The sequence below is a fragment of the Rhodoferax sp. RT4P68 genome (genome assembly GCF_056521305.1).
The window spans coordinates 18,153-37,275 of record NZ_JBWMBB010000020.1 but is presented as its reverse complement, the minus strand read 5'-3'; the positions used below and the strand labels follow the sequence as shown (position 1 = coordinate 37,275).

General features: G+C 66.2%; 14 protein-coding genes. 5 read left to right on the top strand and 9 right to left on the bottom strand.

Translation table 11 applies throughout. The features are described 5' to 3' along the window. Nucleotides 1-28 precede the first annotated feature (28 nt). From AC099J_RS29480 to uvrB, 3 genes are all read right to left on the bottom strand, one after another. Entirely contained in the window at nt 29-1,249 is a 1,221-nt protein-coding gene (locus tag AC099J_RS29480; RefSeq protein WP_479618883.1) for an IscS subfamily cysteine desulfurase, read from the bottom strand. 37 nt (nt 1,250-1,286) lie between these two features. Further along, nucleotides 1,287-1,823: a Fe-S cluster assembly transcriptional regulator IscR gene (iscR, locus tag AC099J_RS29475; RefSeq protein ID WP_479618882.1), complete on the bottom strand. Its 537-nt coding sequence runs from the start codon at nt 1,821-1,823 to the stop codon at nt 1,287-1,289. A gap of 212 nt (nt 1,824-2,035) precedes the next feature. Next, complete coding sequence (gene uvrB, locus AC099J_RS29470) at nt 2,036-4,132, bottom strand: excinuclease ABC subunit UvrB (protein ID WP_479618881.1); 2,097 nt, start codon at nt 4,130-4,132, stop codon at nt 2,036-2,038. A 140-nt stretch (nt 4,133-4,272) separates the two neighbouring features. Between uvrB and AC099J_RS29465 the strand changes: the two genes are divergently transcribed. Beyond that, nucleotides 4,273-5,469: an amino acid aminotransferase gene (locus tag AC099J_RS29465; RefSeq protein ID WP_479618880.1), complete on the top strand. Its 1,197-nt coding sequence runs from the start codon at nt 4,273-4,275 to the stop codon at nt 5,467-5,469. A 48-nt stretch (nt 5,470-5,517) separates the two neighbouring features. On the opposite strand, the gene AC099J_RS29460 is transcribed toward AC099J_RS29465, so the two are convergent. Then, on the bottom strand, nt 5,518-6,747 hold the full coding sequence (locus tag AC099J_RS29460; protein ID WP_479618879.1) for a nucleoside recognition domain-containing protein: 1,230 nt from the start codon (nt 6,745-6,747) through the stop codon (nt 5,518-5,520). A gap of 147 nt (nt 6,748-6,894) precedes the next feature. Here AC099J_RS29460 and AC099J_RS29455 point away from each other — a divergent pair, with 147 nt between their 5' ends. Then, nucleotides 6,895-8,301, top strand: a complete 1,407-nt coding sequence (locus AC099J_RS29455) for a polyhydroxyalkanoate depolymerase (protein ID WP_479618878.1) — start codon at nt 6,895-6,897, stop codon at nt 8,299-8,301. Nucleotides 8,302-8,320: 19 nt separating this feature from the next. Next, on the top strand, nt 8,321-8,977 hold the full coding sequence (locus AC099J_RS29450; protein ID WP_479618877.1) for an RnfABCDGE type electron transport complex subunit B: 657 nt from the start codon (nt 8,321-8,323) through the stop codon (nt 8,975-8,977). 79 nt (nt 8,978-9,056) lie between these two features. Here the strand turns inward: AC099J_RS29450 and AC099J_RS29445 are convergent, their stop codons facing one another. From AC099J_RS29445 to AC099J_RS29435, 3 genes are read right to left on the bottom strand one after another with little or no spacing between them, the layout of a single operon-like run. Further along, nucleotides 9,057-10,112: a 2-oxoacid:ferredoxin oxidoreductase subunit beta gene (locus AC099J_RS29445; protein WP_479618876.1), complete on the bottom strand. Its 1,056-nt coding sequence runs from the start codon at nt 10,110-10,112 to the stop codon at nt 9,057-9,059. After that, a complete protein-coding gene (locus AC099J_RS29440; RefSeq protein WP_479618875.1) occupies nt 10,109-12,019 on the bottom strand; it encodes a 2-oxoacid:acceptor oxidoreductase subunit alpha in 1,911 nt (636 codons plus the stop codon). Before AC099J_RS29440 ends, AC099J_RS29445 begins: the two co-directional genes overlap by 4 nt. Then, entirely contained in the window at nt 12,016-13,842 is a 1,827-nt protein-coding gene (locus AC099J_RS29435) for an FAD-dependent oxidoreductase (protein WP_479618874.1), read from the bottom strand. Before AC099J_RS29435 ends, AC099J_RS29440 begins: the two co-directional genes overlap by 4 nt. A gap of 231 nt (nt 13,843-14,073) precedes the next feature. Between AC099J_RS29435 and AC099J_RS29430 the strand changes: the two genes are divergently transcribed. Continuing rightward, on the top strand, nt 14,074-14,580 hold the full coding sequence (locus tag AC099J_RS29430) for a putative pterin-binding protein (RefSeq protein ID WP_479618873.1): 507 nt from the start codon (nt 14,074-14,076) through the stop codon (nt 14,578-14,580). Nucleotides 14,581-14,617: 37 nt separating this feature from the next. Then, entirely contained in the window at nt 14,618-17,587 is a 2,970-nt protein-coding gene (locus AC099J_RS29425; RefSeq protein WP_479618872.1) for a hybrid sensor histidine kinase/response regulator, read from the top strand. On the opposite strand, the gene AC099J_RS29420 is transcribed toward AC099J_RS29425, so the two are convergent. Both AC099J_RS29420 and AC099J_RS29415 read right to left on the bottom strand, forming a co-directional pair. Beyond that, nucleotides 17,588-18,064 (bottom strand): VOC family protein, encoded by a 477-nt coding sequence (locus tag AC099J_RS29420; protein WP_479618871.1) that lies wholly within the window; start codon nt 18,062-18,064, stop codon nt 17,588-17,590. Further along, on the bottom strand, nt 18,061-19,119 hold the full coding sequence (locus tag AC099J_RS29415; protein ID WP_479618870.1) for an alkaline phosphatase D family protein: 1,059 nt from the start codon (nt 19,117-19,119) through the stop codon (nt 18,061-18,063). Before AC099J_RS29415 ends, AC099J_RS29420 begins: the two co-directional genes overlap by 4 nt. Nucleotides 19,120-19,123: the final 4 nt, after the last annotated feature.

The following is a 19,123-nucleotide window of genomic DNA, read 5'->3' as shown; positions in this document are numbered from 1 at the left end:
TTTCCAACTCCTGTCTGTCGAGGCGGCGTCAGTGCGCCGTCCACTGAATCGAAGCAATGTCCACGCCGTCCTGGAACATTTCCCAAAGTGGGCTGAGTTCGCGCAGCTTGTTCACGTTGTGGCGAATGGTCTGCACGGCGTAGTCGATCTCGGCCTCGGTCGTCCAGCGGCCGATCGTCATGCGCAGGCTGCTGTGCGCCAACTCGTCACTGCGGCCGAGCGCGCGCAGCACGTAGCTGGGCTCCAGGCTGGCCGAGGTACAGGCTGAACCACTGGACACAGCCAAACCTTTGATGCCCATGATCAGCGACTCGCCCTCGACGAAATTGAAGCTCATGTTCAGGTTGTGCGGCACCCGCTTGTCGGCGTGTCCATTGATGAACACCTGCTCGATGTCTTTCAGGCCATCCAGCATGCGGTCATGCAAAGCCTTGATGCGCTTGTTTTCCTCGGCCATCTCCAGCTTGGCGATGCGGTAGGCCTCGCCCATGCCGACGATCTGGTGCGTGGGCAACGTGCCCGAACGCATGCCACGCTCGTGGCCACCACCGTGCATCTGCGCCTCGATGCGGATGCGCGGCTTGCGGCGTACGTAGAGCGCCCCGATGCCTTTGGGGCCATAGGTTTTGTGCGAAGTCAGGCTCATCAGGTCGACCTTCAGCGCTGCCAGGTCGATGTCCACCCTGCCCGTCGCCTGCGCCGCATCGACGTGAAACACCACGCCCTTGGCACGGCAGATTTCACCGATCGCGGCGATGTCCTGGATCACACCGATCTCGTTGTTCACGAACATCACGCTGGCCAAGATCGTGTCCGGGCGGATGCTTTGCTCGAAGACCGCCAGATCCAGCAGACCGTCCTCTTGCACGTCCAAATAAGTGACCTCGAAGCCTTGGCGCTCCAACTCACGGCAGGTATCCAGCACGGCCTTGTGCTCGGTCTTCGCCGTGATGATGTGGCGACCTTTTCCCTTATAAAACTGCGCGGCCCCCTTGAGCGCCAGATTGTTGGATTCCGTCGCACCCGACGTCCATACGATCTCGCGCGGGTCGGCCCCGACCAGCGCTGCGACATGCTCGCGCGCCTTCTCGACGGCGGCCTCCGCCTCCCAGCCCCAGGCATGGCTACGCGACGCAGGGTTACCGAAATGCTCGCGCAGCCAGGGAATCATGGCGTCCACCACCCGCTCGTCGCAGGGATTGGTGGCGCTGTAGTCCATGTAGATGGGAAAGTGGGGCGTGGTATCCATTGGCTAGCTCTCAGTGGCGGCTGGCTTCGAAGTAGTTTCAGGACTTGGCAAACACGTTGCCCAGGGCAAACACCGAATTCGGTGCGTTGACACGGATCGGCTTGACCACGGGCACAGGCGAAATGGCACGCTTGATCATGGGCTTGCTCTCGACCTGCACACCCTTGGCCAACTGGTCTTCGACCAGTTTCTGCAAGGTGACGGAATCGAGAAACTCGACCATGCGGGCGTTCAAAGATGCCCACAATTCGTGCGTCATGCAACGGCCGGCATCGCCCAGGCAATTCTCCTTGCCCCCGCAATGCGTCGCGTCGATCGGCTCGTCCACAGAGACGATGATGTCTGCCACCGTGATGTCTGCCGCCTTGCGGCCCAGGGTGTAGCCACCACCAGGGCCACGGGTCGACTCGACCAGATCGTGGCGGCGCAGCTTGCCGAACAGCTGCTCCAGATACGACAAGGAAATCTGCTGGCGTTGGCTGATCGCCGCCAACGTCACCGGCCCATTGTTCTGGCGCAGGGCCAGGTCGATCATGGCTGTCACCGCAAAGCGGCCTTTGGTCGTGAGACGCATCACAAGCTCCTTAATCTGCTTTGACCTACCGTTGAAGCCAGCCCCGGGTCGAACCAGTGACCGACGCGCTTTTCACCTGCTTCCAACCTTCGATGGTCAGCGGCTTGAGCCCTCAACCGATGGACTTCTTGATGCGCTTTTTGTTCCCGATAAATTAACTCAAGTATAGCAGTAATCCCGATTGATTTCGTCGGGTACTCCCTGGACAAAGGTCATGCGGCAGCCGGCAGGTTGTCACCGCCGCCCGCCCCGAACGCCTGCGTCTTGAACTTCGTCAGCTCGTCACGCACCCGCGCGGCCTTCTCGAATTCCAGGTTGCGGGCATGCTCCAACATCGCCTTTTCAAGCCGCTTGATTTCCCGGGCAATGTCTTTCTCGCTCATGTCCTCGACCTTGGCGCGCTGTGTGGCGGCCTGCTCCAGCCGCTCCGCCTCGCGGCCGCTCTTTTCGCTGTAGACGCCATCGATCAGGTCGCGCACCTGTTTGACGATGCTGCGCGGCGTGATGCCCTGCGCCAGGTTGTGGGCGACCTGCTTGGTCCGGCGCCGCTCGGTCTCGCCGATGGCCCTGTGCATCGAGTCCGTGATGCGATCGGCGTACAGGATGGCCCGGCCCTCCAGGTTGCGCGCTGCGCGCCCGATGGTCTGGATCAGCGAACGCTCGGACCGCAGAAAGCCCTCCTTGTCCGCGTCCAGGATGGCGACCAGCGACACCTCGGGAATGTCCAGCCCCTCGCGCAGCAGGTTGATGCCCACCAGCACGTCGAAGCTGCCCAGCCGCAGGTCACGCAGAATTTCCACGCGCTCCACCGTGTCGATGTCCGAATGCAGGTAGCGCACCTTGACGCCGTTGTCCGCCAGGTAGTCGGTCAGCTGCTCGGCCATGCGCTTGGTCAGCGTCGTGATCAGCACGCGCTCGTTGCGCTCCACGCGCAGCCGGATCTCCTGCAGCACATCGTCGACCTGGTGCACGGCGGGCCGCACCTCGACCTGCGGGTCGACCAGGCCGGTCGGGCGCACCACCTGCTCCACCACCTGCCCGGCGTGGGTCTTCTCGTAGTCGGCTGGCGTGGCGGAGACGAACACCACCTGGCGCATGCGCTGCTCGAACTCCTCGAACTTGAGCGGCCGGTTGTCCAGCGCGCTGGGCAGGCGAAAGCCGTATTCCACCAACGTGGTCTTGCGCGAACGGTCGCCGTTGTACATGGCGCCAAGCTGGCCGATCAGCACATGGCTCTCGTCCAGAAACATCAGCGCGTCCTTGGGCAGATAGTCGGTCAGCGTCGACGGTGGATCGCCTGGGGACGAGGCCGACAAATGCCGCGTGTAGTTCTCGATGCCCTTGCAATGGCCGACTTCGCTCAGCATCTCCAGGTCAAAACGCGTGCGCTGCTCCAGCCGCTGGGCCTCGACCAGCTTACCCATGCCGACGAGCTCCTTGAGCCGATCGGCCAGTTCGAGCTTGATGGTCTCGACCGCCGTCAGCACCTTGTCGCGCGGCGTCACGTAGTGGCTGCTGGGGTACACGGTGAACCGCGGAATCTTCTGCTTGATGCGCCCCGTCAGCGGGTCGAACAGTTGCAGCGACTCGATCTCGTCGTCGAACAGCTCGATGCGGATCGCCACCTCGGAATGCTCGGCCGGAAAGACGTCGATGGTGTCGCCGCGCACCCGAAACTTGCCGCGCGAAAAGTCCTGGTCGTTGCGCTGGTACTGCATGCGGATCAACTGGCCGATCACCTCGCGCTGCCCCAACTTGTCGCCGGCGCGCAGCGTCATGATCATGCGGTGGTAGCTCTCCGGCTCGCCGATGCCGTAGATGGCCGACACCGTGGCCACGATCAGCACATCGCGCCGCTCCAGAATGCTTTTCGTGCACGACAGGCGCATCTGCTCGATGTGCTCGTTGATCGCCGAGTCTTTCTCGATGAACAGATCGCGCTGCGGCACGTAGGCCTCGGGCTGGTAGTAGTCGTAGTAGCTGACGAAGTATTCCACCGCGTTGTGCGGAAAGAACTCGCGGAACTCGCTGTACAGCTGCGCGGCCAGCGTCTTGTTGGGCGCAAACACAATGGCCGGCCGCCCCATACGGGCGATCACGTTGGCCATGGTGAAGGTCTTGCCCGAACCCGTCACGCCCAGCAGCGTCTGAAACACCTCACCGTCGCGCAAGCCTTCCACGAGCTGTGCGATGGCCTCGGGCTGGTCGCCGGCAGGCGGATACGGCATGAACAGCTCGAACGGGGAATCCGGAAAGCGGATGAACTCGCCCTTTTTCTCTTCCGTTGGCGCCGCGTGGAGTTCCGACATATGAATCCGATCTTGTGACAGTAGTGCTTAAAATTTGACGCAAGGCCGTGGCCCGCCGTTCGACAGCCACGCTAGGGCAGCCCGATAGGCTAGCGCAGCCCGGCCCTCCCCGCTAGCGACAACCCTCTTCAGGAACCCTCATGTCTTTGTTCACCGCCGTCGAGATGGCACCGCGCGACCCGATCCTGGGCCTCAACGAGCAGTTCGCCGCCGACACCAACCCCAACAAGGTCAACCTTGGCGTCGGCGTCTACTACGATGATGCCGGCAAGCTGCCCTTGCTCGAATGCGTGCAGAAGGCCGAAAAGGCCATGATGGAAGCGCCCAAGGCCCGCGGCTACCTGCCCATCGATGGCATCGCCGCGTATGACAGCGCAGTGAAAAACCTTGTATTTGGGGCCGATAGCGAGCCCGTCAAGAGCGGTCGCGTCGCCACCATCCAGGCGATCGGCGGCACAGGCGGCTTGAAAATCGGCGCCGACTTCCTGAAACACCTGAAGCCCGGTGCCAAGGTGCTGATCAGCGACCCGAGCTGGGAAAACCACCGCGCGCTGTTCACGCAGGCCGGCTTCGTGGTCGAAACCTATGCGTACTACGACGCAGCCAACCGCGGCGTCAACTTCGACGGCATGCTGGCCGACTTGAAGGCGGCGGCGCCCGGCACCGTCATCGTGCTGCACGCCTGCTGTCACAACCCGACCGGCTACGAGCTCTCGTCCGCGCAATGGGACCAGGTCATCGACGTGCTCAAGGCCGGCCAGCTCGTGCCCTTTCTGGACATGGCCTACCAGGGCTTCGGCGAAGGCATCACCGAAGACGGCGCTGCCGTCGCCAAGTGCGTCGCCGCGGGGCTGTCGTTCTTCGTGTCGACCTCGTTCAGCAAGAGCTTCAGCCTGTACGGCGAGCGCGTGGGCGCGTTGTCGGTGCTGTGCCAGGACAAGGAAGAGGCCGCCCGCGTGCTGAGCCAACTCAAGATCATGATCCGCACCAACTACAGCAACCCGCCAATCCATGGTGGGACCGTGGTCGCTGCCGTGCTCAACACGCCCGAGCTGCGTGCGCTGTGGGAAGAAGAACTGGCCGGCATGCGCGTGCGCATCAAGCAGATGCGCGGCCTGCTGGTCGAGAAGCTCAAGAGCGCCGGCGTGCAGCAGGACATGGGCTTCATCACCACCCAGGTCGGCATGTTCAGCTACTCTGGCCTCAGCAAAGACCAGATGGTGCGCTTGCGCAGCGAATTCGGCGTGTACGGCACCGACACCGGACGCATGTGCGTGGCCGCATTGAACAGCAAGAACATCGACTACGTCTGCGCAGCGATCGCCAAGGTGGTCTGACCCCGCCTCACCCTCCTGAACGCCGCGCTTTGACGCGGCGTTGTTGTTTCAGCCGAAGAACCAGTAGCACACGCCGATCGAGGCCAGGATTCCGGCCAGGTCGGCGAACACGGCGCACGCCACGGTGTGCCGCGCGCGCTGAATGCCCACCGCGCCGAAATACACCGCCAGCACGTAGAACGTCGTCTCGGTGCTGCCCTGCACCGTGGCGGCCAACAGAGACGCGAAGCTGTCCACGCCCGAGGTCTGCATGGTCTCGATCAGCAGTGCGCGCGCCGCGCTGCCAGAGAACGGCTTGACCAAGGCCGTCGGCATGGCGTCGACAAAGCGCGTGTCCCACCCCGCCAGACCGACCAGCCAGCGCAGGCCATCGAGCACCACGTCCAGCGCACCCGAAGCACGCAACACGCCTACGGCACACAGCATGGCGACCAGATAGGGCAACAGGCTGCGGGCGACATCAAAACCTTCCTTGGCGCCGTCGACGAACGCCTCGTACACCGGCACACGCCGCACGGCACCGGCCACGATGAACAACAGCACCAGCGAAAACATCGTCAGGTTGCCCAGTAGCGAGGACAAACTCGCCAGCGCCGCCGCGGACAGCCCCGCCAGCAGTGCGACGAAGCCGCCGAACAGCAGGCAGCCGGGCAGCAGGTAGGCCAGCACCACCGGGTCCCACAGGCGTATGCGCTGCGCAAAGGCCACCGCCAGCAACGCCGCCAGCGTGCCCACCGCGTTGGCCAGCAGGATCGGCAGGAACACCAGCGTAGGGTCCGGCGCGCCCTGCTGCGCGCGGTACATGAAGATGCTGACCGGCAATAGCGTGAGCGCCGAGGCGTTCAACACCAGGAACAGGATCTGCGCGTTGCTGGCCACTGTGGTGCTGGGGTTGAGTTCCTGCAGCGAGCGCATGGCCTTCAGGCCAATCGGCGTGGCAGCGTTGTCTAAACCCAGTGCGTTCGCGGCAAAGTTCAGCGTGATGAGCCCCAGCGCCGGGTGACCCGGCGGCACCTGCGGCATCAGCCGGCACAGCAAGGGCCCCAGCAGCCTGGCCAGCCAGGCCACCAGCCCGGCCTGCTCGGCAATGCGCAGAAAGCCCAGCCAGAGCGTCAATGTGCCGAACAGCAGCACCATGACCTCGACCGACAGCCGCGCCATGGCAAACAGGGCTTCCACCATGGCGGCGAACACCGTGGCATCACCCCCGACCAGCCAGCGCCAGAACGCGCAGGCTGCAGCCGCCACGAAAAAACCAAGCCAGAGACCGTTTAGCATGCAGCTTGTGCGTTCATGGGGGCGCAGTGTAGGCGGCGGGATACACCGGCCGTAGGAAGCACCGGTTGTCGGTGTATTCATGCATGCCAACTCAACGTGCAGCTGCTATATTGCTGCACTGCAACATAACCAATTTACAACGCTGCGATGCTCTACCAGATCTACGAAACCCAGCGCTCTCTGATGGAGCCCTTTGCGGAATTCGCGAACGCCACCTCAAAGATGTTCGGTAGCCCGGCGTCGCCGCTGGGCAGAAACCCCTTCGCGCAGCGCGTTGCTGCGGCCTACGACCTGCTCTATCGACTGGGCAAGGACTATGAGAAGCCAAGCTTCGGGCTGAGAACGGTCAGCGTCGATGGCGTCGAAGTGGCCATCCACGAGCGCGTCGAGCTCGACAAGCCGTTCTGCGAGTTGCGGCGCTTCAAGCGTTTCACCGACGACGCCGGCACGCTGTCCAAGTTGAAGGGCCAGCCGCCTGTGCTGATCGTGGCGCCGCTGTCGGGCCACTACGCCACCCTGCTGCGCGACACCGTCAAGACCATGTTGGGTGACCACAAGGTCTACGTCACCGACTGGAAGAACGCGCGCCTCGTGCCGTTGTCCGAAGGCGAATTCCACCTGGACGACTACGTCAACTACGTGCAGGAGTTCATCCGCCACCTGCAGGGCATCTATGGCGACTGCCATGTGATCAGTGTCTGCCAGCCCACGGTGCCAGTGCTGGCTGCTGTCTCGCTGATGGCCTCGCGCGGCGAGCAGTTGCCGCTGTCCATGACCATGATGGGCGGCCCCATCGACGCGACCAAGTCGCCGACTGCGGTCAACAACCTGGCCATGAACAAGGGCTACGACTGGTTCGAGAACAACGTCATCTACCGGGTGCCGCAGGGCTTCCCGGGCGCGGGCCGTCGCGTCTACCCCGGGTTCCTGCAGCACGCCGGCTTCGTGGCCATGAACCCCGATCACCACGCGAAAAGCCACTACGACTATTTTGAGCACCTGTTGCAGGGCGACGACGTTAGCGCCGAGAGCCATCGCAAGTTCTACGACGAGTACAACGCCGTCCTCGACATGGACGCGCATTACTACCTCGAAACCATCTCCACCGTGTTCCAGGAGTTCAAGCTGGTGCGCGGCACCTGGCAAGTGCGCAGCCCCAAGGGCACGTACGAACTGGTGCAACCGCAGGACATCCAGGGTTGCGCCCTGCTGACGATCGAAGGCGAACTGGACGACATCTCTGGATCTGGCCAGACCGCCGCCGCCCACGGCCTGTGCACCGGGATCGACAAGGCTGACCAGGAGCACTACGAAGTCGCGGGTGCAGGCCACTACGGCATCTTCAGTGGCCGCCGTTGGCGCGACATGGTCTACCCCAAGGTGCGTTCCTTCATCCTGGCGCACAACGAGGGTGCAAAGCCTTCCACGGCCCGGCGCCCGGCCATCGCCAAGACGGCAGCAGCCGCACCTGCACTCGCCCCTGCGGCTGCCAAGGTCCGGCAGGCCAGGCCCCGCGCCACGGCCAGCGCCAAGAAGACCGCAGCAAACGCCTGAGCGCGTTTTGCGCGCGCCCATGCGAACGCTGGACGAGCGCATCCTCGACGCTCTGCCGCAGACGCAGTGCACGCGTTGCGGCTACCCCGATTGCGCCGCATACGCTTCGGCCGTTGCGACGCGCCAGGCCGCCATCAATCGCTGCCCTCCCGGCGGTGCTGAGGGCATTGCCCGGCTGGCGGCGCTGACGGGCGAGGCGCTGCTTGCGCTTGACCCCAGTTGCGGCCGTGAAGAGCCGCGCCAGGTCGCGTTCATCGACGAGGACTGGTGCATCGGCTGCACCCTGTGCCTGAATGCCTGCCCCACCGACGCCATCATCGGCAGCGCCAAGCGCATGCACACCGTGATTGAGGTGCATTGCACGGGCTGCGCCCTGTGCCTGCCGGCCTGCCCTGTCGACTGCATCGTCATGGAACCCGTCTCGGGCGGGCATTCCGGATGGGCTGCCTGGTCGGCCCAACAGGCGGATCACGCACGTGCCCGCTATGCCATTCACCAGCAAAGGCTGCACACAGCGCCCCACGGCAACGCCGAGGCCCGCTCGGAGCCAGCCTTCTCCGGTGCCGCATTGCCGGCGCTTGCGGCAAAGGAGGCCGTGCCTGACCGTGCTGCCGCGCGGCGGGCAGTCGTCGAGGCCGCCATGACCCGGGCACGCGCGCGTTCCACACCGCGCTGAGGACGTCCCGGGGTGCACCTGAACCGGCGCCTTCGCGTGAGCCCTCCGGCGACTCCACCGGCGCCTGACGCGCCGACCCTCAGCGCAACGCCGCGTTGATGCCGCCCAGCACTGCCGCCCCGGGGCACAAACTGCGCGCGTCCAGAGCATTGAGCGGAGCGGACACCGTGTGGTGCATGTCGTGCAGCTCTGCACCATCGGCCTCGGCGTATAGCAAGCCCGTCAGCAACTCACCGTCGGCCTGGCGCGCCAGCACCGCATGCAGAGCGGCGACCCGGTCACGCGGGTTGTAGTCAGCGTGCAGCTTGCGCAACTGCAGCGTCGAGCCATCCGGCTGCGGCAGCCGCAGCAGCTCACCGGGTGCCGGCTCGGCATGCGTCATGGCCTGCGGTGCGATGAAGTCGATGCGGCTGACCGCCTCGTTGTGCTCGCGCACGTAGTCGTAGCTCTTGGTGCTGCCCGCGTGGTTGTTGAACGCCACGCAGGGACTCACCACGTCGATGAAGGCTGCTCCGCGGTGGCCGATCGCCCCCTTGATCAACGGCACCAGCTGCGCCTTGTCGCCCGAGAAGCCGCGCCCGACATAGGATGCGCCCAATTGCAGCGCCAGCCCAACGAGATCGATCGCACTGTCCTGGTTGACCGCGCCCTTCTTGCTGCGCGAACCGGCGTCAGCCGTTGCGGAGAACTGGCCCTTCGTCAGCCCGTAGACCCCGTTGTTCTCGACGATGTAGACCATGTTCACGCCACGTCGCATGGCGTGGGCGAACTGACCCAGGCCGATGGAGGCGGAATCGCCGTCGCCTGACACCCCCAGGTACAGCAGCTCGCGGTTGGCCAAGTTGGCGCCCGTCAACACCGAGGGCATGCGCCCGTGCACGGTGTTGAAGCCATGCGAAGCGCCGAGAAAATAGTCCGGCGTCTTGGAACTGCAGCCGATGCCCGACAGCTTGGCCACCCGGTGCGGCGCGATGTCGAGCTCCCAGCAGGCTTGGATGATCGCCGCCGACACCGAATCGTGACCGCAGCCGGCGCACAGCGTGGAGATCTTGCCCTCGTAGTCGCGGCGCGTGAAGCCGACCTTGTTCTTCGCCAGGCTGGGGTGGTGCAGCCGGGGTTTGGCCAGGTAGGTCATGCGCAAGCCTCCGACCCATGGGGCAACGTGGCGGCGCCATGGCGCGGCAGGCGCCCGGTGACCGCGCTGACGATGAAGCGGGCAGTGATCGGCGTGCCATCGAAGTGCAACACGCGCACCAGCCGCGCCGGGTCGATGTCGAAGGCGTCGACCAGCAGGCTGCGCATCTGCGCGTCGCGGTTCTGCTCCACGACAAATACCTGGTCGTGCGCCGCGATGAACTGCGCCACGCTGTCCGCAAACGGGTAGGCCCGCAGCCGCATGGCATCCACGTGCACGCCCTGGGCCGCCATCACCTGCAGCGCCTCGTCCATGGCGGGGCTGGTCGAGCCGTAATACAGCACGCCGAACCGCGTCGCCTCCGCGGCCGGCCGCTCCACCGGCGCGGGCACCAGGTTGGCCGCTGTGCGGAACTTGCGCTGCAGCCGCTCGACGTTGTAGATGTAATCCGGCCCGAGTTCGGAATAGCGCGCATAGGCGTCGCGCGTCGTGCCCCGCGTGAAGTAGCTGCCTCGGCTCGCGTGCGTGCCGGGCAAGGTGCGCCAGGCGATACCGTCGCCGTCCACGTCCTTGTAGCGGCCGAAGTCGCGGCCGGCTTCGAGCTCTTGCGCCGTCATCACCTTGCCGCGGTCGTACACCCGCGCGTCGTCCCAGGCGAAGGGCTGGCACAGCCGCTGGTTCATGCCGATGTCCAGATCGCTCATGACGAACACCGGGGTCTGCAGACGGTCTGCCAGATCCAGCGCGGCCGCCGCGTGCTCGAAGCACTCGGTCGGGTCTTGCGGCAGCAGCAGCACGTGCCGGGTATCGCCGTGCGAGGCATAGGCGCAGGCCAGGATGTCAGCCTGCTGCGTGCGCGTGGGCATGCCGGTGGAAGGGCCGCCGCGCTGCACGTTGATGATGGTCACCGGGATCTCGGCGAAGTAGGCCAGGCCGATGAACTCGGTCATCAGCGAGATGCCGGGGCCAGACGTAGCGGTGAAGGCGCGCGCGCCGTTCCACCCGGCGCCCACCGCCATGCCGATCGAGGCGATCTCGTCCTCGGCCTGCACGATCGCGTAACGGTGCAAGCCGGTCTCGGCCTCCACGCGGTATTGCGCGCAGTAACTCTGGAAAGCCTCGGCAACCGATGACGACGGCGTGATCGGGTACCAGGCCGCGACCGTCGCCCCGCCATACACGCAGCCCAGCGCCGCGGCGCTGTTGCCATCCACGAAGATGCGCTGGCCCACCTGGTCGGCGCGGCGCACGCAGATTGGCAGCGGCGCTTCCAGGTGCTCGCGCGCGAAGTCACGGCCCAGGTGCAAGGCGCGCTTGTTCGAGTCGAGCAGCTTTTCCTTGCCCTTGTACTGCTCGACGAACAGTTGCTCGATGACCTCGGCCTCGATGCCCAGCAGCACCGACAGCGCCCCCACGTAGATGATGTTCTTGAACAACTGGCGCTGGCGCGGATCGGCGTACACGGCGTTGGCGATCTCGGTCAGCGGCATGCCGATGACCGAAATGTCGCTGCGCCACTTGTCGGCCGGTTGCGGCCGCGTGCTGTCGTAGAACAGATAGCCGCCCGGTTCGATCTCGGCCACATCGTCGTCCCAGGTCTGGGGGTTCATCGCCACCATCAGATCGATGCCACCGCGCCGACCCAGGTGCCCGGCCTCGCTCACGCGCACCTCATACCAGGTCGGCAGGCCCTGGATGTTGCTGGGAAAGATGTTGCGCGGGCTGACCGGCACGCCCATCCGCAGGATGGCCTTGGCGAACAGTTCGTTGGCCGATGCCGAGCCCGACCCGTTCACGTTGGCGAACTTCACGACGAAATCGTTCACCGCCTCGATGCGCGGGGCCGTGTGGTGCTGCGCCGTGTGTTGCTGCGCCGTGAGTTGCTGCGCCGTGTGTTGCTGCGTCATGCCGCCTCCGCCTGCGGCATCGCCGCATCGCGACAGCCGGCGCCGGCCGGGGGCGTTTGCAGCACGAACTTCTGCATGTCCCAGGCGCCGGTCGGACAGCGTTCGGCGCACAGCCCGCAGTGCAGGCACAGGTCCTCGTCCTTGGCCATGACGCGCCCGGTCTTCAGTGGTGCCGAGACGTACAAGTCCTGCGCCAGGTTCAACGCCGGTGCTTTCAGCCGCGTGCGCAGGTCCGCCTCGTCACCCGGGGCGGTGAAGCTGATGGAGTCCATCGGGCAGACATCCATGCAGGCATCGCATTCGATGCAGGCCTCCTGGGTGAACACGGTCTGCACATCGCAGTTGAGGCAGCGGCTGGCCTCTTTGAATGCGGTGGCAGCATCGAAGCCCAGTTCCACCTCCACCCGAATGCTGGCCAGCGCCACCTCCGCCCGTTCCCATGGCACCGGGAAGCGCCGCTCGTGCGATGTGGCGTTGTCATAGCTCCATTCGTGGATGCCCATCTTGGCCGACACCAGGTTGCCGACCGCCGCCGGGCGGCGCTGCACATCCTCGCCATGAAGAAAGCGGTCGATCGAGACCGCCGCCGCATGGCCATGCGCCACGGCCGTGATGATGTTCTTGGGCCCGTGCGCCGCGTCGCCGCCAAAGAACACGCGCGGCAGGCTGGACTGCAGGCTGTCGCCATGCAGCACCGGCAGGCCATGGCGATCGAACGCAATACCGCAGTCACGCTCGATCCATGGAAAGGCGTTCTCCTGGCCCACGGCGATCAGCACCTCGTCGCACGCGATGCGCACGTCTGGCTCGCCAGTGGGCACCAGGTGGCGCCGGCCCTGGCCGTCGCGCTCGGCGCGCACGCGCTCGAACAGCATGCCGGTCAGTCGGCCCGCCTCGTGTTCGAACGCCTTGGGCACGTGGAAATTCAGGAACGGAATGCCTTCATGCTGCGCGTCCTCCTTTTCCCAGGGCGAGGCCTTCATCTCTTCAAAGCCGCTACGCACGACCACCATCACGTCCTCGCCGCCCAGGCGGCGCGCGGAGCGGCAGCAGTCCATCGCCGTGTTGCCGCCGCCCAGCACGATGACCCGCTTGCCGATCCGGGTGACGTGCCCGAACGAGACCGAAGCCAGCCAGTCGATGCCCAGGTGGATCTGCGCTGCCGCCTCGCGCCGGCCCGGCAGATCCAGATCCCGCCCGCGCGGCGCGCCGCAGCCGACGAAGACCGCGTCGTACCCCTGCGCCAGCAGGGCGCCCATCGAATCGATGCGCTCACCACTGCGCAAGCGCACACCGAGGTCCAGCACATAGCCGGTCTCCTCATCGATCACCTCCTCGGGCAGCCGAAAGCGTGGGATCTGCGAGCGGATGAAGCCGCCGGCCTTGGCCTCGGCATCGAACAGCGTCACCTCGTAGCCCAACGGGGCCAGGTCGCGCGCCACCGTCAGCGACGCCGGACCGGCGCCGATGCAGGCCACGCGCTTGCCGTTGGGCGGCGCCACCGCCGGCATGCGCTGCGCCACGTCACCCTTCATATCGGCGGCCACGCGCTTCAAGCGGCAGATCGCCACCGGCTCGGGTGTGCCGGCCGCGCCCTGCTCGACCCGGCCTCGGCGACACGCAGGCTCGCAGGGCCGATCGCAGGTGCGACCGAGGATGCCGGGAAAGACGTTGGACACCCAGTTGACCATGTAGGCGTCGGCATAGCGACCCTGGCCAATCAGCCGGATGTATTCCGGGACGGGGGTATGGGCGGGGCAGGCCCACTGGCAGTCGACAACTTGATGGAAATAAGACGGACTGACTTCTCGCGTTGGCTGCAATCTGCTCTCCTTGCCCAGCAGCCAAGGGTCTGTTGATGTGGCCTACTGGTCAGACCAGTCTATGCGGGCCTGCGCGGTGCCCGCTACGGTGAATCCCGCATCCGCGCTAGCGCCTCACACGCACTAGGGGATGCGGGCTCCCACAGGACGCGTCGAGTCGATATAGTCCACAAAGTTGCGGAAATTTGTCCACCGAGTGGTAGACAGACTTGTCCAGCGCGGGAGAAACCGATGTCCAACCCCTTGTCTGCACGGCGCTCGCTCGTTGTGCTGTTGTGCCTGGCCTTCGGTCTTGCCGCGGCACAGACGGTGCCCTCGGGCGAGGTGGTGCTGACGGTCAGCGGCAAGGTCTCCAAACCGAACGTGGGGGCGCGTGCAGTCTTTGACATGGCGATGCTCGAACACCTGCCGCAGCACACCTTCACGACGCGCCTGCCATGGTTCAGCGAGCCGGTGCGCGTGACCGGCCCCCTGCTGCGCGACGTGCTGGCCGCCGCCGGTGCCAGCGGCACCACGATCTTGGCCATCGCGCTGAACGACTACCGCACGGAAATCCCGTTCGCCGACGTGTCGAAGCACGACGTGATCGCCGCACGCCTGATGAACGGCAAGCCCATGACGGTGCGTGACAAGGGCCCGCTGTGCATCGTCTACCCATTCGACTCCAACGCCGAGCTGAGGACCGAGCTGTACTACGGCCGCGCCGCCTGGCAGCTGATCCAGATGCAGGTGCACTAGGAGTCCGGCCATTCGTACGCCCCGCAGCAAGCACCTGTTGCGCCTGCTGATCGCCAGCCTGGCGCTGGTCTACCTTGCCATCGGCGTCGTCCAATACCGCCAGTACCGCGATCTCTCCGAGGTCAGCCGACGCGGCGACTTCAGTGCGCTGTGGGCATTCGTGCAACTCAACGTGGAGTATGAGCGCCTGGACAGTGCGCTGAACGCCTACCTGTTGCGCTTGCCGGACACTCCCCACGCCCAGCTGCAGCTGCGCTATGACTTGTTTGTGAGCCGCATCCGCGATGCCGAGTCCGGTACATCGCGCAACCTGATGCAGGCCGACCCCAGTTACACCACTTCCCTGCAGGAGCTGCATGCATTCGTGACAGCAGGCGACGTCCAGCTGCTGGCCGCCACGCCACCCGACGTCGGCAGTGCAAGCCTGCTCGCACTGCAGGATCAGTTCCGGTCGCTGCGTCACACCGTGCGCGAGCTGTCGTTGGCAGCCGCGCGCGCCTCGTCCAAATTGGCCGACCACCGCAACTCCGAGATTCGGCGCCAGACGGTGCAGGCGGTCGGCCTCACGGTGTTTCAGGCCTTGCTGACGCTGCTGCTGGCCGTCGCGATGGGTCGCCAGTTCACCCAGCGCACGCGGGCCAACGCGCAGGCCCTGCAGACACAGTCCAGCCTGCTGGCATCGCTCAAACGCAGCGAAGAAGCGCTGGAGGCACGGGTCGAGGCACGCACCGCCGAACTGGCGACCGTCAACGCGACGCTGCTCGCACAGGAGGCCGAGCTGCGCGCCGCACAGACACGCGCAGAAGCGGCCTCGCAGATGAAATCGGATTTTCTGGCCAACATGAGCCACGAAATCCGCACGCCGATGAACGCCGTCATCGGCATGAGCCATCTGATGCTCAGCACCGAGCTGACCACGCGCCAGCGCGACTACGCGCGCAAGATCCAGCGCTCAGGCCAGCACCTGCTGGCGCTGATCAACGACATCCTGGACTTCAGCAAGATCGAGGCCGGCAAGCTGGAAGTGGAGACCGTTGATTTCGACCTGCAGACGGTGCTGGACAGTGTCGCCGACCTGATCGGCGAGAAGGCTGCCGCCAAAGGTCTGGAGCTGGTCTTCGACCCTGGCCCCGCGACACTGCCGGCGGCCTTGCGCGGCGACCCGCTGCGCCTGGGGCAGATCCTCATCAACTACGCCAGCAACGCCGTCAAGTTCACCGAGCAGGGCGAGGTCGTGGTGCGCGTACGGCACACGCCCATCGACGCCAGCTCGGTGCTGCTGCGCATCGAAGTGCGGGACTCCGGCGTCGGCATGACCGAGGCGCAGCTCAAGCGGCTGTTCCAGTCGTTCCACCAGGCCGACCCTTCGACCACACGCAAGCACGGGGGCACCGGGCTGGGGCTGGCCATCTCCAAACGCCTGGCCGAGCTGATGGGCGGCGAAGTCGGCGTGAGCAGCGCGCCAGGCCAGGGCAGCGTGTTCTGGTTCACCGCGCGCGTGGGTGTTCGCCTGCACGCCCCACTGTCGCTGGTGCCGACACCCGATCTGCGCGGTCGGCGCATGCTGGTCGTGGACGACAACGCCGCAGCGCGCGCGGTGCTGTGCGAGATGCTGCGCCGCATGAGCTTCGTGGTGACCGAAGCCGACAGCGGCGAGAGCGCCGTGGCACTGGCCCGCGGGGCCGCCACCGCCGGCCAGGCATTCGACATCGCCTTCGTGGACTGGCAGATGCCCGGCATGGATGGCGTGGCCACCGCAGTTGCCCTGGGCGCCCTGGCCGATCCGCCCAAGCCGGTGATCGTGGCGGCACCCGGACGCAACGAACTGGTCGTGGCCGCACAGAGCGCCGGCGTGGAGCTGCTGTTGCTCAAGCCGGTGAACCCCTCGATGCTGTTCGACACCGCCATGCGCGCGCTGTCCACCGATCTGCCCGCCCGCGAGACGCCGGTCCACGCACGGTTGACGGACGACGGCGAGCTCGCGCGCCTGCGCGGCGCACGCGTGCTGCTGGTGGACGACAACGACCTCAACCGCCAGGTGGGCACCGAACTGCTGGAGGCCGTCGGCGTGATCGTGGACACCGCCGAAGACGGCCGCATCGCGTTGGACCGCCTGAACGCCCAGGCCTACGACCTGGTGCTGATGGACATGCAGATGCCCGTCATGGACGGCCTGGACGCCACGCGCGCCATTCGCCGCGAAGCGCGGTGGGGCAGGCTGCCAGTGCTGGCGATGACCGCCAACGCCATGGCCAGGGACCGCGAGCGCTGTCTGGACGCCGGCATGAACAGCCACATTGCCAAGCCCATCGACCCGGCCGAACTGTTCGGCCAGATGCTGCTGTGGCTGGCCCCGCGCAGCCCGGCGTCGGCCGTCGTGACGCCGGTGCCCGTCGTGCAGTTGCAGCTGGACGATCCACTGGCAGCAGTGCCCGGCCTGGATGCCGCCAGCGGTCTGCGCCGGGTACTGCACAAGCGCACGACCTACGAGGGCCTGCTGCAGCGGTTCGTCGATGGCCAGGGCAGTGCCGTGCGGGCCACCCGCGCCGCGCTGGCGGCCGGCCAGCGCACCGAAGCGCGCCGGCTGATGCACACGCTGCGGGGCACGGCCGCCACCATTGGCGCAGACGCCGTGGCCCACTGCGCGCAGGAGGTGGAAACGGCGTTGGAAGCGCCGCAGGAAGACGCTGCGCACGAGCAAGCCCTGCTACAGGCCTGTGAAGACACGTGCGACGCCCTGCTGCAGGCACTGCGTCCGGTGCTGGCGCCGCCCGCACGGGTCACCGAAGCCCCGTTGGTCGAAGACAGACAGACCGTGCGCGACCTGCTCGCGCGGCTGGAAAGCCTGCTCGCCCAGGACGATGCCGAGGCGATCGACCTGTTCAAGCGGTCCGACGCTGTGTTGCACTCTGTGCTGGGCGAGGCGCGCGCCGACATTGCCTCGGCGATCCATGCCTATGACTTCAGCCGCGCGGCGACGCTGCTGCGCGCCGCCGTGGCTGCCTGATCAGACCGCAGCGCCCAGCGCCAGCGCCGCCACCACCTCGGGCGGTGCCTGCACCAGTTCGATCAACACGCCCTCGCCTGCAATGGGAAACGCCTCGTTGGCTTTGGGATGCAGGAAGCAGATGTCGTAGCCCGCTGCGCCCTGACGGATGCCGCCCGGCGCAAAGCGCACGCCCTGGGCCGTCAGCCACTCCACGGCACGCGGCAGATCGTCGATCCACAGGCCCACGTGGTTCAGCGGCGTGGTGTGCACCGCAGGCTTCTTGTCCGGGTCGAGCGGCTGCATCAGGTCGACCTCGACCTTGTGCGGGCCGGCGCCGATGGCGCAGATGTCTTCGTCCACGTTCTCGCGCTCGCTGCGAAAGTTGCCCGTGACCGAGAGGCCCAGCATGTCCACCCAGAGCGTGCGCAGCCGGGTCTTGTCCGGCCCGCCGATGGCGATCTGCTGGATACCCAATACCTGGAAGGGACGGTTCATGTGGAAGCCTTGAGTTGGTCGAAGAACAGGGTCTGGCCCAGGCGCTCCGCGCCCTGGCCGTCGTGCGCGGCCAGGCGCACGCTGCGTGCGCCCCAGTCGATGGTGAGCAGGCCGTAGTTCATTCCGGTGAAGGGCTCGCCGATGCGGTTGCCGGGCTGGTCCGTCGGTTCGGCCCAGCTGTGTGTGACGCCGCTGGCCGTGAGCTCGGTCAGCGCATAGGGCGCGCCCTCCCGGCGCCGGTACAGCGCGGCGAAATGGCGGTCGCCGGACAGCAGCACGACACCGTTGGCACGCGTCGTGCCGATCAGGCGCAGCAGGCGCTCGCGTTCGGTGGGCAGGTTGGCCCAGGACTCCCAGCGATGGCCCTCGGCCAGCACCTGCACGCTGGAGACGATCAGGCGCAGCTCGGCCGGCTGGTGCAGCTGCTCCTCCAGCCAGTCCCACTGCACATCGCCCAACATGGTTTTGGCCGGATCGGGGTCGGGCACATAGCCGCCATCGCCCAGCAGACGCTGCACCCGCGCCGCGCGCTCGATGCGCGAGCGGTACCAGCGTGTGTCCAGCAGGATCACCTGCACCCGCTGTCCCGGCGGGCCGAACGTCTGCGCGTGGTACAGGCCGGGCCGGCTGCGGCGCGGGTCGTCCTGCGGCAGTTGCCAGAACGCCAGAAACTCTTCCTTGGAATCATGCTTGAACGGGAAGTCCGCGCCGGTATCGCGCGGGCTGTAGTCGTTGTCGTCCCAGACGGCCAGGTGGGCAGTGTTGCGACGCAGGGCCGCATAGCCCGGCTGGGCCGCCGCCTTCTGGTAGGCCGCGTGCAGTTTGTCGCGGGTGTACGGGGCGTCGCAATACACGTTGTCGCCGCCGAACAAGAACAGGTCGAAGCGCTGGCCAGCCAGATGGTCCACCACGTCCTGCGGCCGCTCCTGGTGGATGCACGATGCAAAGCCGATGCGGCGCAAGGGCGCGGGCGCGCTCTGCTGCGCCCATGCTGGCGCCAGCGGCAGCGCGGCGGCCGCGCCGAGCGCCAGCACGTCACGGCGAAGCAGGCTCACGCGC

Bases quoted from the DNA above. Each gene is read 5' to 3' on its own strand.
- AC099J_RS29450 (WP_479618877.1), top strand. From the start codon at position 8,321: ATGCGAACGCTGGACGAGCGCATCCTCGACGCTCTGCCGCAGACGCAG.
- AC099J_RS29420 (WP_479618871.1), bottom strand. From the start codon at position 18,064: ATGAACCGTCCCTTCCAGGTATTGGGTATCCAGCAGATCGCCATCGGC.
- AC099J_RS29430 (WP_479618873.1), top strand. From the start codon at position 14,074: ATGTCCAACCCCTTGTCTGCACGGCGCTCGCTCGTTGTGCTGTTGTGC.
- AC099J_RS29455 (WP_479618878.1), top strand. From the start codon at position 6,895: ATGCTCTACCAGATCTACGAAACCCAGCGCTCTCTGATGGAGCCCTTT.
- uvrB (WP_479618881.1), bottom strand. From the start codon at position 4,132: ATGTCGGAACTCCACGCGGCGCCAACGGAAGAGAAAAAGGGCGAGTTC.
- iscR (WP_479618882.1), bottom strand. From the start codon at position 1,823: ATGCGTCTCACGACCAAAGGCCGCTTTGCGGTGACAGCCATGATCGAC.
- AC099J_RS29465 (WP_479618880.1), top strand. From the start codon at position 4,273: ATGTCTTTGTTCACCGCCGTCGAGATGGCACCGCGCGACCCGATCCTG.
- AC099J_RS29480 (WP_479618883.1), bottom strand. From the start codon at position 1,249: ATGGATACCACGCCCCACTTTCCCATCTACATGGACTACAGCGCCACC.
- AC099J_RS29445 (WP_479618876.1), bottom strand. From the start codon at position 10,112: ATGACCTACCTGGCCAAACCCCGGCTGCACCACCCCAGCCTGGCGAAG.
- AC099J_RS29440 (WP_479618875.1), bottom strand. From the start codon at position 12,019: ATGACGCAGCAACACACGGCGCAGCAACTCACGGCGCAGCAACACACG.
- AC099J_RS29460 (WP_479618879.1), bottom strand. From the start codon at position 6,747: ATGCTAAACGGTCTCTGGCTTGGTTTTTTCGTGGCGGCTGCAGCCTGC.